Here is a 14,372-nt window from a genome sequence, read left to right as displayed (position 1 = left end):
GCATGAATGACAGTAGTGTCGGCAACAGAATCCCGAATGGAGAATGCTTGAATTGATAGGCCGGTTCCTCGTCTTTCTGGGGGGAGTGATCGTCGTAGTGCTCTTCGTGGCACTGCTCGCGCCGCTTTTCATCGACTGGACAGACTTCCGCATGAATTTCGAGGATCAGGCGAGCCGCATTATCGGCAAGAAGGTGACGGTGCATGGCACAGTCGATGCGCGTCTTTTGCCTTTTCCTGCGGTAACGCTGCATGACGTTCGTGTCGGGCAGGAATCCGACGGTCAGCCGGTCGTGCAGATCGAACAATTCGCCATGGATGCCGAACTTGCGCCGTTCCTTTCCGGCGAGGCGCTGATTTTCGATATGCGCGTTGTCAACCCGAAGCTGCGCTTGCGGCTGCTCAAGGACGGCACACTCGATTGGATGCGCGGCAGCCGGCCGGAAATTCCCGCAAAGACTGTCATTCTGGAAAGCGTGCATGTCACCGGCGGCGACGTGCAGTTCATCGACGATCAGTCTGGCCGTGCCCGCCACATTACGGGGTTAAACGCGGAGATGTCGGCGAGGTCGCTGGCAGGCCCTTGGCGGATCGAAGGCGATGCCGCGCTCGACGGCGAGCATGGCAGCTTTTCGATTTCCAGCGGACAGCCCGATGAAACCGGTGCGCTGCAGGTCAGGGCGCAATTGATACCTCGTCAGCGTCCGGTCAAAATCGATCTCGATGGCCAGTTGAAGCTGATCGACAGAAAGCCGAATTATCAGGGTCTCATATCGGCTGCGGTCGAGAACCGCGGCACGGCCAAATCCGACGAAAACAACGTGCTGCCGCCGCGCCTCAAGGGCCGCTTCGAACTGACCAACGAGCGCATCCGGCTTTCCGAATACCGGATGGAGATAGGCTCGGTGGAGGATCCGTATGTGATCACCGGCGAGGCGACGCTTGATACTGGCAACGCGCCCGAGTTCCTGCTGATCGCCGATGGCCAGCAGATCGACGTGAACAGGATAGGCAATCAAGGCGCCGGCGGTAAGACCGCGCGGGATCCCGGCCAGTCCGCCCGGCAGCGGCTCAATTCGCTGATTAGCATCATTGCACAGATTCCCGTGCCGCAGGTGCCGGGCAAGGCGAGCGTCAAGCTGCCGGCAATCGTTGCCGGGGACACGACGATCCGTGACGTGCAGCTCGATCTGCAGCCGGCCGGCAACGGCTGGACGATCGACAATGCCGTTGGAACGCTGCCCGGGCGCACCCAGGTAGAGGGTCAGGGTCAGCTGACGCTGAGGGGCGAACCTTCGTTCAATGGACGGATTACCGTTGCCTCCAATCAGCCCTCAGGGCTTGCCTCCTGGCTTGCGGGCTCGGTCGATCCTGCGATCCGTCAATTGAAGCAGGCGGGCTTTTCCGCCGACGTCAGCTTGACGCATCAGCGGCAGACCTTCAACAATTTGGAGATTGCCATCGGTCCGGCTACGCTGAAGGGCAAGCTCGAGCGGCAGGCGCTGGAGAACCAGCCGCCGCTCCTGAACGTCGACCTTGCCGGCGATGCGCTCGACCTCGATGCATTGAGGGCACTGACAGGCCTGTTCACGGGCCAGGACGCAGGCGAAAACGTGCTCGACCACAAGATCACGGCGCAGCTGAAGGCGGACAAGTTCAGCGCCTTCGGCGTCGAGGCGGAGAATGTCGAGACCAGCTTTACGATCGCCGACGGGGCGCTTGCCATCGACAAGCTGGTCGCCAAGAATCTGGCGGGTGCGGAACTCACCGCCACCGGCCGGGCCGAAGGCTCCTTGCTCGATTACAAAGGCTCGGGCGAGATCACCTTCAAGTCCGCCGATCCGGGATCTTTTTTCACGATGCTGAAGGAGCATCTGCCGCAGCATCCAGTGATGGACAGGCTGGTGCGCAATGCTGCCTGGTACACCAACACGGCGCTGCGCGGCGCGTTGACGCTCGGCGGCGACGAGGGCGACGGGCTCGCGCTGACGCTCGCCGGCGTTTCCAACGGCAGCCGTGTGAACCTCGACTACCGCATGTCGGACCTCCTGGCACTGACCGGCGCGGGCACGACGAGCCTGGAGGCGACACTCGAAAACAGCACGACCTCGATCCTGTTCGGGCAGGCGGGTCTCGATCCACTTCCGATCGAGGCTGACGCCAACGGCCGGCTCGCCCTGAAGGTCCAGGCAACCGGCACCGATCCGGCCGATGCATCGCTGACTTTTGCGACGGACCGGACGTCCTTTACCGCAAACGGGAAGGTCGATGTCCGTCCCGGGAATTTCATGAACGGCCAGATCGGCGTCTCGCTCGAAAGCGCCGATCTCGATCCATATCTCGTGATGAACGGCATCGCGCTGCCGCAGATGGGCACCGGGCTGCCCTTCGGGCTGCAGACGACGGCGACCGTCGATGGCGACAAGATCGTTTTTTCCGACCTCAAGGGTCATGCCGCAGAAAATCAGTTTTCGGGTGCGCTGACGGTCGACCGCAAAACGGACAGGACGACGGCGAGCGGCGAGCTCGCGCTTGACCGCGCCGATGCGACCTGGCTGGGCGAGGCCGTCTATGGCCCGACGACTGATGCGGCGACGGGCAACTTCTCGACCGCTGCACTCGGGCAGCCGGTTTTCAAAGACATGGATGTCAACCTGAAGTTCTCGGCCAAGGAGCTCTGGCCGGGATGGTCGGCGGCCATGACCGGTTTCACCACCAAATTCGTCTATAAGGGCGACGAACTGCAGCTCAACGACATGAAGGGCGGCTGGGACGGCGGCCAGCTTTCCGGTAACCTGCTTTTCACCAACGCCGAAGGCACCGGCTTCTTTCAGACCAAGCTTTCGCTGGCCGATGCCGATCTCGCCGGCGTCGTGTGGCCACGCGACGGCGCGCCGGTTGCGAACGGCAAGTTCGGGCTTTCTCTCGGCATGGAAGCCTCCGGCAAGACGATGACGGAACTCTTGAGTTCGCTCACCGGGTCCGGCGAGATGCGGCTTGGCGAAACCAGCGTGCGCGGGCTGAACCTCGCGCTCCTGCCACCGCTGCTTGCGGCAACGGATCCGATGCAGGACCAGCTCAATGCCGGAAAGATACATCCGATCGTCGAGACGCTGCTCAACAATGGCGAGGCGAAACTTCCGCCGACGGGCATTCCGTTCAATATCACCGACGGCGTGCTTCGCGTCCAGAATGTCACCGTTGCCACCGAACTCGCCAAGGTCACCGGCAATGCGCAGTTGAGCCTCCCGCAAGAGCGTATCAACGCATCGCTGAACATTGCTCTCAATCCGGGCGAGGAAGCGCTTGCGGGCGCAGAGCCCGCGCTGCGGCTCAACTATTCCGGATTGCTTGCATCGCCCGGCCGGACGATGGATGTAACCGATCTTGCCGGATATCTGTCGCTGCGTGCATTCGAACGCGAACGCCGGCGTGTCGAGCGTCTGCAGTCGAACGTCCTGGAAAAGCAGCGTCTGCGTCGCGAGGTGGCGCTTTACAAGTTCAACGATGCGGAACGCGCAAGAACCGCGGCGATCGAGGCCCAGCGCAGGGGCGAAGAGCAGCGCCTGCGGACGCTCGCTGCGGAAGCTGCGCGGCAAAAGGCCGAGGCGGAAGCGAAAGCCAATGCGGAGGCTGAAGCCAAGGCAAGGGCGGAGGCCGAGGCGAAAGCAGCCGCGGAAGAGGCGGCGCGGCGCGCGCTGCAGCTCAACCAGCCGCCACCGATAACGGGCAATCGATTGAATTTTGATGCCTTGCCGGGCGTGCCGTTGCCTCAGTGAAGGCCCGCTTAGCTGCGGTTTTTCAGCCAGCTCAAGACATGGATGCGCAACGCGGAGGAGAGGTTGCTTTCCGGCGCACGGTTATCGTCGATTTCGGATATGAGGGCCGCGAGCGGAATGGTGCGGGCTGTGGCGATGGCCTTCAGCTCGGCCCAGAATTCGTCTTCCAGCGAGAAGCTGGTGCGGTGCCCGTGCAGGCTGGCGGAATGTTTGCGGATCATCAGGCTTTCCGCAGGCCCGTTTCGCGGAGTTGACAAGTTGAGTGAGGAAACGCCGCCAAGCGATTCATTGCGGGTTCTTTTCGGCTTCGATGCGCCGTCATTCGCCGCCTTCGTCTTTTTCGATCCGGCCCTGGCGGTGCGCTTTTTCGGCCTTCTCGTTCAGTGCTTTGGTCAGCTGTTTTTCGGTCTTGGTACGGCCGAAACTGCCACGATTCTGCTCGGCCTGTTTTTCCTTTTCGGAACGGGCCTGCTTTTTCTTGAACTGGCGGAGATTGATGATCTCGGCGCTCATGGCTTACCTCCATCCGGCTTGGAAAAGGGCACATGAAAAAGGGAAGCAGATGCTTCCCTTGGTAATTACTGCTTCTTGCGGAAGGCGTCGAGCGAGACGACGGATCCCGGCTTCTTCTCGTCGCCCTCGGCGGGTTTTGCCGCAGGCGTTTCTTCGCTTTTCTCGGGTGCGACCGGATAGGCGGTGATTTCGCCCGCGGGGACTTCCTCACCGTCCGTCAGCGGCACGTCGAATTCGAGCTCGAAATTGACCGAAGGATCATAGAAGCCGCGGATGGCATTGAAGGGGATGACCAGCTTTTCGGGCACGTCGGAGAAGGAAAGGCCGATCTCGAACAGCGATTCGGTGATCTTCAGATCCCAGAACTGGTGCTGGACCACGATGGTCATCTGTTCCGGATACTTGGATTTCAGATGCTGCGAGATACGGACGCCGGGTGCGCCGGTCAGAAACGTGATGAAGAAATGATGGTCGCCGGGCAAGCGGCCCGTCGTCGCGACTTCGGACAAGACCTTGCGGATCACGCCACGCAGCGCGTCCTGTGCCAAAATGTCGTAGCGGATGTGGTCCTGCCCCATACTATTCCTGTCTTTCTTTGGTTCGGAAGTCTTTTCACAAGGGTATATGCCATGTCCGGCGGCCTTGGGAAAGGCAAAGTGTCCGAGTCATCTTCACAAACAATACATGATTTGGGCGGCAGGGAGAAGGTGAAGGCTTCTGTTGCCAGGTGCCTTCGGACCCCGCCTTAAGGTGCTAACCAAAAGGACTTAGAGCGGAATTCCCGCACCGCCGTTAGGCAGCGAGAGCGTATTCCTTAGCGTTGTTGTCGTTTGCAACTACACTTGTGACCCGATAACGGCGGTATCATGCCGAGCAAAAAGTCGATCTTTACACCCTTGTCGATCCTGTTTCGCCCCCATCAAAAGCAGTCGTGAACCGGCTGTTTTTGGTGGAGGCGCCGGGTACCGCCCCCGGGTCCAATAGGTTTATTACACCGCTCATTTATCGCCATAGCCGGTCCGAAAACCGGCAAGGGTGATATAGTGTTTTCCGAAGCGCATGAAAAGGGGATACGTCACAAAAGCGTTGCATGTGGCAGCAGAATTATCGGGATAAGCCCTCTTCGCAGTTGGTTTGAGCGGCAGGAGCGCTTAAATTCGTCCAAGCGGAATCGGCAGCGGCCGGGTGGATTTTCTGCAACCCAGGCTGCCGCACATTGGAGACACAGATGCTTCGCCATCCTGAATATCAATATCTCGATATCATGGCCCATCTGCTGGAAAAGGGCGACCGGCGGATGGACCGCACCGGCGAGGGCACACTTTCGACGTTCGGAGCGATGATGCGCTTCGATCTTTCGGACGGCAGCTTTCCCGCCTTCACCACCAAGAAGGTCTTCTGGAAGACGGCGGTGAAGGAGATGCTCTGGTTTTTGACCGGACAGACGAACATTCAGTCGCTGCTCAAGGAAAACGTCAAGATATGGACGGACTGGCCGCTTGCCGCATACCGCAAGGCGACGGGCGAGGAGATATCCCAGGACGCGTTCGAGAAGCGCGTTATCGAGGTTGACGCCTTTGCAGCGAAATGGGGCGATCTCGGGCCGGTCTACGGCAAGCAGTGGAGGCGGTGGCTTGACCGGAACGGGGTGGAGCACGATCAGATCGGCGGGCTCATCCATAGCCTCAAGACCAATCCCATGAGCCGGCGCATGCTGTTCCACGCCTGGAATGTGGGCGAGATAGATCAGATGGCGCTTCCGCCGTGCCATATGACCTATCAGTTTCACGTTTCCGGACTGCAGAGCGGCCGCGGCCGGCCCCGGCTTTCCATGCTTGTGAACCAGCGCTCCTGCGATATTTTCCTCGGCGCGCCCTTCAACATATGCCAGCAGGCGGCGCTCCTTGCGATGGTCGCGCAGCAGGTGCAGATGGATCGGGGTGAACTCATCTGGGTCGGAGGCGATACGCATCTCTACCTGAATCACCTCGACCAGGCCAAAGAGCAGCTTGCGCGCAAGCCGATGCCTTTCCCCAAGCTGCTGCTGACGCGCGAGCCCGACGGGATCGACGGCTATCGGATCGACGATTTCGAGGTCGTAGGATATCAGTCGCATGACCGGATCGACGCCCCGGTCGCCGTCTGACGACGCTTGTCCTAGCGGGCCGGACGCTTGCCGGCGCGATCGGCAGGTGTCTGCTGACGTCTTTGAAGCTCGTTCATGACTTCCGCGAGCCTCGATGCCTCCTGTTCGTCCAGCCCGTCGAGAATCCGTCCGCCGAACGACGCCGGTGACTCCGTGACGTGGTCCCAGACGATCCATCGGTCCATCGGGTCGCAGATGACATCGAATCGATGTATCGCATTCGTCATTCGCACCAGCCTTTCGTTATCCTTTCCGGATTAGGCCGACAGCCGTTAACAGACGCTTTCCGGGCCGCCCGAGCATGCGTTCCCTGAATTTCACGGGAATGATGGGAAAGCCCATAAAATGCCAGGCGAATGCCGTGCCCAGACCTGTCGTTACCGGAGAACCGGCCTTGCCGCCCGTAACAACCCACGCGAAAAGCCCCGCCGCCATCGCGACGATAACGAGGTCGATGCGGCACGGCCGATTGTTTTGCGCTGATCTGTCTCCCATAAATCTCAACTTAACGTAGCATTTTCTGGAGTAAAATCCAAACATGCGGCGTGGTTTACGAAATGCGTATGCTGCGATGCGATGTCTCGCATTGAGACGTGCCGCAGGCGCGGGCGGCATTTCGTCGAGCCTTGTCTTGCTTGTTGGCCTGCCCGGCGATAGACCCGGTGGACAAAGCCGTTACTTCAACTCAGGAAGTCCATGTCCGACATCAAAAAGACAATTGTCGTTGCGGTGGCCGAGAACGGCGTCATCGGCCGCGACGGCGATATGCCCTGGCGGCTTTCGACCGATCTCAAGCGCTTCAAGGCGTTGACGCTCGGCAAGCCGATCGTGGTCGGGCGTAAGACATATGAGAGTTTCGGGAAACCGCTGCCAGGACGCCCGCATGTTGTGATTTCCCGGCACGCGACGATCGACCATCCGGACGTGACGATGGCGCATTCTCTTCCCGAGGCGATCGGCATTGCCGAAAGGCTGGCACGCGAGGCCGGCCAGAGCGAGATCGTCATAGCCGGCGGCGGAGAAATCTATGCACAGGCAATGGCGCTTGCGGACCGTATGTGCGTCACGCACGTGCAAACCCAAGTTGCGGGCGACACGTCCTTCCCGGCAATCGACCCCTCCGCCTGGATGGCGGTTGAAGCAATCGACGTGCCTGCGGGGGAAAAGGACAATTATCCGACCCGCTTCGTCATCTATGAGCGTCGCAGCGCCTGAAAACGAAATATTTATCAATAAACATCGCCAAGTTCTTCATGCCGCGTTGAAAGCGGCAGCGGTGATACCTATAACGGTCACAATCGCTTAAGGCCTGCCGCCCCCGCAGGCACGATGCGATTGGGAGTTTAACAAATAACGAGGTTTTGATGCCCTGGAGCAATCAGAATGGCGGCGGCGGCCCTTGGGGCGGCGGCGGCGGTAACAATCAGGGACCATGGGGGCAGGGACCGAAGCGTCCACGCGGCGGCCGGGGCGGGCCTCCCGATCTCGAAGACATCATCCGGCGTGGCCAGGATCAGCTGCGCAACATCGTCCCCGGCGGGTTCAACGGCGGCGTTGCGGTGATCATCGCCGCGGTTCTCGTCGTCTTCTGGCTTTTCCAGTGCATCTATATCGTCCAGCCGGACGAGCGCGGGGTCGAGCTTCGCTTCGGCCAGCCGAAGGAAGAGATTTCGACGCCCGGTCTGCATTTCCACTTCTGGCCGATGGAAACCGTCGAGATCGTCAAGGTAACGGTGCAGCAGCAGAATATCGGCTCGACGTCCGCCTCGGCTTCGACGGGTCTCATGCTGTCCGGCGACCAGAACATCCTGAACGTCGAGTTCTCGGTCTTCTTCACCGTGATCGACCCGAAGGCCTATCTCTTCAACGTCGAAAACCCGGCCGAAACGCTGCAGCAGGTCGCCGAAAGCGCCATGCGCGAAATCATCGGCCGGCGGCCGGCCCAGGATGCGTTCCGCAACAACCGCCAGCCGATCGAGACGGAAGTTGCCGCTATCGTGCAGGGCACGATGGATCGCTACAATTCGGGCATTGCCGTTACTGCGGTCACAATTCAGGACGTAGCGCCACCGCGCGATGTCGCCGATGCCTTCGAAGAGGTGCAGCGCGCCGAACAGGACAAGCAGCGTCTCGTCGAAGAGGCGAACCAGTACGCCAACCAGAAGCTTGGCCAGGCACGAGGCGATGCGGCACAGATTCGCGAAGCGGCAGCGGCCTACAAGGACCGTGTCGTGAAGGAAGCGGACGGTGAGGCGCAGCGCTTCACTGCCATCAACGAAGAATATTCGAAGGCTCCCGAAGTGACCCGAAAGCGGCTATTCCTCGAGACGATGGAACAGGTGTTGAAGAATTCCAAGAAAGTCGTGATCGATGAGAAGCAGGGGATCGTTCCCTATCTGCCGCTCAACGAGATTGGCAAACCCGCACGGCAGGGAGGTTGAGCCATGAATTCGAACAGACTTCCCGTTATTATCATTCTGCTCGCCGTCGTGCTTGTCGTCGTTTATTCCTCGATCTTCGTGGTCAATGCGCGCGAGCAGGCAATCGTCGTGCGCTTCGGCCAGATCCAGTCGGTGAAGACGGAGCCGGGCATCTACTTCAAGCTGCCCTTAGCCTTCATGGATGCCGATCGCGTTCAGATCGTCGAGAAGCAGGCGCTGCGCTTTGACCTCGACAATATCCGCGTCCAGGTTCGCGGTGGTTCGACCTTCGACGTCGATGCCTTCGTGATCTACGACATCAAGGACGTGCGCAAGTTCCGCGAGACGGTGTCGGGCGACCGCGAAGCCGCCGAAGCGCGACTTCGCACCCAGCTCGATTCGTCTCTCCGCCGTGTCTACGGTCTGCGTGACTTTGATGCCGCCCTTTCGGACGAGCGCGTGGCGATGATGCTTGAAGTGCGCGACGACCTGCATGGCGACGCCGAAAATCTCGGCATCAATATCCAGGACGTGCGTATCCGCCGGACCGATCTGACGCAGCAGGTGGCGCCACAAACCTACGGCCGCATGCGTGCCGAGCGTCTTGCCGAGGCCGAGCTGCTTCGCGCGCAAGGCACCGAAGAGGGCCAGCGCCGCCGCGCCATCGCCGATCGCCAGGTGGTCGAATTCACGGCGGAAGCCCAGCGCGATGCGGAAATCATCCGCGGTCAAGGCGATGCGGAACGCAACCGCATCTTCGCTGACTCCTTCGGCAAGAATCCGGCGTTCTTCGAGTTCTACCGCTCGATGGCGGCTTATTCCGCAGCTCTGTCGTCCCAGGATACAACGCTGGTGCTGTCGCCGAATACGGAATTCTTCCGTTATTTCGACAATCCTGCCGGTACGACGCCTCCGGCTCCACCTCAAACGACGGCCCCTTTGGCCCCGTCAAACTGACACGTTTCGGATGCAGGATTTCCTGACCGGAATCGCATTCTTTCTCATCATCGAGGGGCTGGTCTACGCACTGGCCCCTCGTTTTCTTGTCGAGATGGCGCGGCTGCTTCCAATGGTTCCCGAGCGCCAGCTTCGCATCTTCGGACTTGGCGCGGTGGTGCTTGGTGTCGCGCTCGTCTGGCTCGTCAGACACTGACGCAGATTGCACGGGATTTCTCGAAAAGGTGATTTCACGCTCCATCATTCCGCCCTATGTTGATGGTCAGACTGCCGCTTGACCGCATAAGAGGAAGCTTGATGGCCCCCACGACACGCCCGACCTTCAGACGATCGCTCGCGCTCCTGGCCGGGGTTGCACTTCTGGCAAATATTAGTCTTACCGACGCTGCTGAAGCGCAGAACACGCCTCCGTTGAATGGTCCGGCCTCTGTTGCCGATCTTGCTCAAGGGCTTCTCGATGCGGTCGTGAACATCTCCACCTCGCAGAACGTCAAGGGCGATGAGGGCGCCGGCCCGGCACCGCGCGCACCGGACGGCTCGCCGTTCCAGGAATTCTTCAACGACTTCTTCAACAAGCAGCAGGGCGGCCCGGGCGGCAACCATAATGTCAGCTCGCTCGGCTCCGGTTTCGTCATCGATCCATCGGGCTACATCGTCACCAACAACCACGTGATCGAGGGCGCGGACGACATCGAGGTGAATTTCGCCAATGGAACCAAGCTGAAAGCGAAGCTGATCGGCACGGACACCAAGACCGACCTTTCGGTACTGAAGGTCGAGCCGAAGACGCCGCTGACGGCCGTGAAATTCGGCGATTCCGCCGACATGCGCATCGGCGACTGGGTCATGGCGATCGGCAATCCGTTCGGCTTCGGCGGATCGGTGACCGTCGGCATTATTTCGGGCCGGGGCCGCAACATCAACGCAGGCCCGTACGACAACTTCATCCAGACGGATGCGGCGATCAACAAGGGCAATTCCGGCGGCCCGCTCTTCAACATGAAGGGCGAGGTGATCGGCATCAATACGGCAATCATTTCGCCGAGCGGCGGCTCGATCGGTATTGGCTTTTCGGTGCCCTCGGAGCTTGCTGCGGGCGTGGTCAACCAGCTTCGTGAATTTGGGGAAACGCGCCGCGGCTGGCTCGGCGTGCGTATCCAGCCGGTCACCGACGACGTGGCCGACAGCCTGGGTCTCGATACGGCCAAGGGCGCGCTCGTCGCCGGCGTCATCAAGGGCGGGCCAGTCGATAACGGTTCGATCAAGGCGGGCGACGTCATCCTGAAATTCGACGGCAAGCCGGTTAACGAGATGCGCGACCTGCCACGCGTCGTGGCCGAAAGCCCTGTCGGCAAGGCCGTGGATGTCGTGGTGATGCGCGACGGCAAGGAGCAGACTGTCAAGGTGACGCTCGGCCGTCTGGAGGACAGCGATCAGGCTGCTTCCGACGATGCTTCGGGGGATGGCGTGATCAACCCGGATCCGAACGAGAATGACGACATGGACGAGCCGGATCAGGATCAGGCGCCGCCGCCGCCCGGCAATGGCCAGAACGGTCAGCAGGGGCAGGTGACGCCCGATGCCAAGACGCCGAAGGATGTCCTCGGCCTCTCGCTGTCGCAGCTCAGCCCCGAGATCCGCAAGACCTTCGGCATTGCAGAAAGCGTGGACGGCGTCGTGGTGACGGAGGTGGCGCCCGGTTCGGCCGCTGCCGAAAAGGGCCTGAAGGCCGGCGATGTCATCGTCGAGGTCGCTCAGGAATTCATGAAGTCGCCGGATGCCGTCGCGGCGAAGGTGCAGTCGCTGAAGCAGGAAGGCCGGCGCAACGCGCAGCTGATGATCGCCTCGGCAAACGGCGATCTGCGGTTCATCGCCGTGCCGATGGAATAGGCGGGATTGCCGAGAGGCGGCAAGAGACGCAGATGATCCGTTTTCCGCGATGAGCACCATGGATGGCGACAAAAAGCGCAGCTGTTGCTGATTGGCGAATAGCGGCGTCCGCGCGGGCGTCATTATCTCGTCATTTTTAAGAGCGACCGTTCGGCATGGACGAGCTTGAGAGGCTTCCATGGATCACCGTCTCAACCACTACGTAGAGATCACCAGCCGCATCAGATCGGGCAGGAGCTTCTGCGAATTCATTGCATCCGGCGGAACAGTATGGGACCAGCCGGCCGGCGCTTCATGGCGCAATATAACGATTGAGGTGATGGAGCGGGAGCGGCGGAACGTGGAGGAGTTGGAACGCATCAGGCTTAGGCTTTATCCCGATCTTGCCGCCGAAGACGTGTCGCCGCCGCTCTACAACAGCCACTGACAGCTATTGCCTACCGCCCTTGGAGCGGAGCGTAAACCGTCAACCTCACCCTGAGGCGAAAGTGCAGCGGCCCTCGAGGGCGAGGGCGGGCGTGTCACTTGGGCGGAGGGCCAATCCGCGAGCAAAGTGATGCCGAACCTTGGCGAAGCTTCGTGAAGACGCTTGATCTCCTCGGCTGTCGGCGGTCCTGCGACTTCGTCGAGTTGACGTTCGCGGCCAGCTTCCTCGAGAAACCGGTCGAACAGCGCAGGCGTCCCGATCAGGATGTATCTGCAAGGATTGCCGCTCAGGTTCATAAGCTGGTGCGGAATGCTGCGCGGCAGGAAGATGCTCTCGCCCGCGGTTAGGCGTCGAGGCTCGCCGCCGATCATCGCGGTCAGCTCGCCTTCGATGATGTAAACCGTCTCGTCGTCCCTGGCGTGGACATGGATCGGCGTCCGCGTGTTTCCGCCGCTGTTGTTTTCGAAGAGGCAGAACTGCCCCGCGGTCTGTTCTCCGGACAGCAGGCGCTTCATGACGACGCCTGCAAGAACGAACTCTTTGCTGTCGCTATCGCTCATTGTCGTTTCCTTTCCACGGATTATCCAGGGTAGCGTGATCTCCATTCAGCGAGTTTAGGCATCCCCAGAAACGATCGGCGCCGCGTTACGCCGGTTTCTGGAGCCGTCTGCCCGTGATTAAACTCCGGCCGGCTAGGCAAGGATTACCTCATCGGCGCTCGAAAGAGCCTCGGCACTCTATCAGTTCATAGTAGCGATGGTGACAGTCCCGCATTCTGCAGCCTGTCCCATCGACACGCCGTTGAACGAGCCTCGATCGCCGCACATTCCAGCTTCGCCTCATCGTCAAATGCGCAGGCGGCGCAGATGGCGGGTAAAAGCGCGGGACAGAAAAGTCATTGGAGAAAACTCTCGTGGGCGACGAGCGACAGCCGTCACCACAATTCCGATTCCGAGACCAGCGGACGTGCTTTGGCTTCAGCTTGCCCCTGAAATAGCTGGGAATCATTCCGCCCCACCGTAGGCCGCAGCAGATTGCGTCGGCTTGCGAGCGGCCGCACTTCCTATAGTTTCCAGTAGTAGACGGCGAATCGTCTTTGGCCTATCGATGAACCCATGCGATCGTCCCTGGAACATCTGCCGGAAGAAAAGCAGCGCGAGCTTGCTCGCGTCGTTGCGATCATCCATGAGGAGTTCGCCGATGCGCTGTCAGGCACGTCGGCCGCCTTCAAGAAGCGCGGCCGGATCTTAAAGATTCTGCTTTTTGGTTCGTTCGCGCGCGGCACCTGGGTCGACGAGCCGCACACGATGAAGGGCTACCGCTCCGACTACGACATCCTGGTGCTCGTCAATTCCAAGCAGCTGGCGGAGCCACAATATTGGGAGAAAGCGACCGACCGGCTGCTCTGGGACAAGGATGTGAAGACGCCGGTCGGGCTGATCGTCCATGGTGCCAGGGAGGTGAATAACTTCCTGGCCGACGGCCAGTATTTCTTCGTCGACATCCTGCGCGAGGGCATCGTGCTCTACGAGCTCGACGACCGGCCGCTGGCCGAACCGAAAAAGCTAACCGCCGTCGATGCGTATAGGGTGGCGAAGGAGCATTTTGCGAAGCACTTCGTTAATGCAAAAGATTTCGCCGACGGAAGTAGGTTCTATCTCAGCAAAGCCAACTTGGCCCTCGCCACTTTCATGCTCCACCAAGCGGTTGAAACTGCCTATTCCTGCCTGCTTCTGACGCTGACCAACTACAGCCCGCCGTCGCACAATCTGAAATTCCTGCGCGGGTTGGCCGAAGACCAGGACCGCCGGCTCATTGACGCCTGGCCGCGTGACCAGCACCGCTATACCGCCTGGTACAACATCCTCAACGAAGCCTATGTAAAGGCGCGATACTCGAAACACTTCGAGATCACCGAAGAAGCGCTAGCCTGGTTGCTCGAGCGAACGGAGCAGCTCCACCAGATTGTCGCGGCGCTGTGTAAGGAGCGTCTTTCCGAACTGGAGCAGACAAGCGCCGCAAACTGACGACCAAACCAGCAATAAGAAGAGAAGGCCGGCATCCGACCAGCGTACCTCGATCATCGTCACGACGAGCCCGGCTTTTGGAGAATGGCCGACAGTGTTCGGCGACGCTCCTCGACCGTCTGACCCATCACTGCGAGATCGTCGAGACCGGAAACGAATCCCTATGGCGCTTCAAAAACCGCTCTCAAGGCTAAAGCGAAGACGACTCTCACCC

At 60.4% G+C, this 14,372-nt stretch carries 14 protein-coding genes, 1 other RNA gene and 1 pseudogene; 10 read left to right on the top strand and 6 right to left on the bottom strand.

The annotated features are described in order from the left end of the window. Window positions 1-52 precede the first annotated feature (52 nt). Window positions 53-3,778: an AsmA family protein gene (locus tag ACZ9BX_RS08035; RefSeq protein WP_476219926.1), complete on the top strand. Its 3,726-nt coding sequence runs from the start codon at window positions 53-55 to the stop codon at window positions 3,776-3,778. 8 nt (window positions 3,779-3,786) lie between these two features. On the opposite strand, the gene ACZ9BX_RS08030 is transcribed toward ACZ9BX_RS08035, so the two are convergent. The 4 genes from ACZ9BX_RS08030 to ssrA form a co-directional block, all read right to left on the bottom strand. Beyond that, window positions 3,787-3,999 (bottom strand): ribbon-helix-helix domain-containing protein, encoded by a 213-nt coding sequence (locus ACZ9BX_RS08030; RefSeq protein ID WP_476216974.1) that lies wholly within the window; start codon window positions 3,997-3,999, stop codon window positions 3,787-3,789. Between the two features lie 97 nt (window positions 4,000-4,096). Then, entirely contained in the window at window positions 4,097-4,291 is a 195-nt protein-coding gene (locus tag ACZ9BX_RS08025; RefSeq protein ID WP_476216972.1) for a DUF4169 family protein, read from the bottom strand. A gap of 65 nt (window positions 4,292-4,356) precedes the next feature. After that, window positions 4,357-4,869: an SspB family protein gene (locus ACZ9BX_RS08020; protein WP_086994559.1), complete on the bottom strand. Its 513-nt coding sequence runs from the start codon at window positions 4,867-4,869 to the stop codon at window positions 4,357-4,359. 128 nt (window positions 4,870-4,997) lie between these two features. Then, window positions 4,998-5,361, bottom strand: a transfer-messenger RNA (tmRNA) gene (gene ssrA, locus ACZ9BX_RS08015). Between the two features lie 158 nt (window positions 5,362-5,519). On the opposite strand from ssrA, the gene thyA reads away from it, so the two are divergent. Further along, window positions 5,520-6,437: a thymidylate synthase gene (thyA, locus tag ACZ9BX_RS08010; protein WP_476216970.1), complete on the top strand. Its 918-nt coding sequence runs from the start codon at window positions 5,520-5,522 to the stop codon at window positions 6,435-6,437. An 11-nt stretch (window positions 6,438-6,448) separates the two neighbouring features. On the opposite strand, the gene ACZ9BX_RS08005 is transcribed toward thyA, so the two are convergent. After that, window positions 6,449-6,664, bottom strand: coding sequence for a hypothetical protein (locus tag ACZ9BX_RS08005; RefSeq protein WP_476216969.1), 216 nt, complete (start codon window positions 6,662-6,664; stop codon window positions 6,449-6,451). A gap of 469 nt (window positions 6,665-7,133) precedes the next feature. Between ACZ9BX_RS08005 and ACZ9BX_RS08000 the strand changes: the two genes are divergently transcribed. From ACZ9BX_RS08000 to ACZ9BX_RS07975, 6 genes are all read left to right on the top strand, one after another. Continuing rightward, on the top strand, window positions 7,134-7,652 hold the full coding sequence (locus ACZ9BX_RS08000) for a dihydrofolate reductase (protein ID WP_476216967.1): 519 nt from the start codon (window positions 7,134-7,136) through the stop codon (window positions 7,650-7,652). A gap of 149 nt (window positions 7,653-7,801) precedes the next feature. Further along, window positions 7,802-8,878: an FtsH protease activity modulator HflK gene (gene hflK, locus ACZ9BX_RS07995; protein WP_476216965.1), complete on the top strand. Its 1,077-nt coding sequence runs from the start codon at window positions 7,802-7,804 to the stop codon at window positions 8,876-8,878. A 3-nt stretch (window positions 8,879-8,881) separates the two neighbouring features. Further along, window positions 8,882-9,814, top strand: a complete 933-nt coding sequence (hflC, locus tag ACZ9BX_RS07990) for a protease modulator HflC (protein WP_476216963.1) — start codon at window positions 8,882-8,884, stop codon at window positions 9,812-9,814. A 10-nt stretch (window positions 9,815-9,824) separates the two neighbouring features. Continuing rightward, the gene (locus tag ACZ9BX_RS07985) at window positions 9,825-10,010 is read left to right on the top strand and encodes a DUF2065 domain-containing protein (protein WP_027508787.1); all 186 of its coding nucleotides are present in this window, start codon (window positions 9,825-9,827) and stop codon (window positions 10,008-10,010) included. Between the two features lie 101 nt (window positions 10,011-10,111). Beyond that, complete coding sequence (locus tag ACZ9BX_RS07980; protein ID WP_476216962.1) at window positions 10,112-11,704, top strand: DegQ family serine endoprotease; 1,593 nt, start codon at window positions 10,112-10,114, stop codon at window positions 11,702-11,704. 178 nt (window positions 11,705-11,882) lie between these two features. Further along, entirely contained in the window at window positions 11,883-12,131 is a 249-nt protein-coding gene (locus ACZ9BX_RS07975) for a hypothetical protein (protein ID WP_476216960.1), read from the top strand. Here the strand turns inward: ACZ9BX_RS07975 and ACZ9BX_RS07970 are convergent. Next, window positions 12,116-12,691 (bottom strand): cupin domain-containing protein, encoded by a 576-nt coding sequence (locus ACZ9BX_RS07970; RefSeq protein ID WP_476216959.1) that lies wholly within the window; start codon window positions 12,689-12,691, stop codon window positions 12,116-12,118. The two genes, ACZ9BX_RS07975 and ACZ9BX_RS07970, sit on opposite strands and share 16 nt — an antisense overlap. Window positions 12,692-13,246: 555 nt before the next feature. On the opposite strand from ACZ9BX_RS07970, the gene ACZ9BX_RS07965 reads away from it, so the two are divergent. Together ACZ9BX_RS07965 and ACZ9BX_RS07960 are read left to right on the top strand one after the other, a co-directional pair. Next, on the top strand, window positions 13,247-14,158 hold the full coding sequence (locus ACZ9BX_RS07965) for a nucleotidyltransferase and HEPN domain-containing protein (RefSeq protein WP_476216957.1): 912 nt from the start codon (window positions 13,247-13,249) through the stop codon (window positions 14,156-14,158). A 40-nt stretch (window positions 14,159-14,198) separates the two neighbouring features. Further along, window positions 14,199-14,352 (top strand): annotated as a pseudogene (locus ACZ9BX_RS07960) (ATP-binding protein); the annotation flags it as partial. Between the last annotated feature and the right edge of the window lie 20 nt (window positions 14,353-14,372).

The sequence above is a fragment of the Rhizobium sp. USDA 3886 genome, from assembly GCF_056279785.1.
The sequence above is the reverse complement of the archived record's forward strand: the minus strand, read 5'-3'. Positions and strand labels throughout refer to the sequence as shown.

Excerpts from the sequence above, each read along its gene's own strand:
- ACZ9BX_RS08030 (WP_476216974.1), bottom strand. The coding sequence starts at position 3,999 with ATGATCCGCAAACATTCCGCCAGCCTGCACGGGCACCGCACCAGCTTC.
- ACZ9BX_RS08025 (WP_476216972.1), bottom strand. The coding sequence starts at position 4,291 with ATGAGCGCCGAGATCATCAATCTCCGCCAGTTCAAGAAAAAGCAGGCC.
- ACZ9BX_RS08020 (WP_086994559.1), bottom strand. The coding sequence starts at position 4,869 with ATGGGGCAGGACCACATCCGCTACGACATTTTGGCACAGGACGCGCTG.
- thyA (WP_476216970.1), top strand. The coding sequence starts at position 5,520 with ATGCTTCGCCATCCTGAATATCAATATCTCGATATCATGGCCCATCTG.
- ACZ9BX_RS08005 (WP_476216969.1), bottom strand. The coding sequence starts at position 6,664 with ATGACGAATGCGATACATCGATTCGATGTCATCTGCGACCCGATGGAC.
- ACZ9BX_RS08000 (WP_476216967.1), top strand. The coding sequence starts at position 7,134 with ATGTCCGACATCAAAAAGACAATTGTCGTTGCGGTGGCCGAGAACGGC.
- hflK (WP_476216965.1), top strand. The coding sequence starts at position 7,802 with ATGCCCTGGAGCAATCAGAATGGCGGCGGCGGCCCTTGGGGCGGCGGC.
- hflC (WP_476216963.1), top strand. The coding sequence starts at position 8,882 with ATGAATTCGAACAGACTTCCCGTTATTATCATTCTGCTCGCCGTCGTG.
- ACZ9BX_RS07985 (WP_027508787.1), top strand. The coding sequence starts at position 9,825 with ATGCAGGATTTCCTGACCGGAATCGCATTCTTTCTCATCATCGAGGGG.
- ACZ9BX_RS07980 (WP_476216962.1), top strand. The coding sequence starts at position 10,112 with ATGGCCCCCACGACACGCCCGACCTTCAGACGATCGCTCGCGCTCCTG.
- ACZ9BX_RS07975 (WP_476216960.1), top strand. The coding sequence starts at position 11,883 with ATGGATCACCGTCTCAACCACTACGTAGAGATCACCAGCCGCATCAGA.
- ACZ9BX_RS07970 (WP_476216959.1), bottom strand. The coding sequence starts at position 12,691 with ATGAGCGATAGCGACAGCAAAGAGTTCGTTCTTGCAGGCGTCGTCATG.
- ACZ9BX_RS07965 (WP_476216957.1), top strand. The coding sequence starts at position 13,247 with ATGCGATCGTCCCTGGAACATCTGCCGGAAGAAAAGCAGCGCGAGCTT.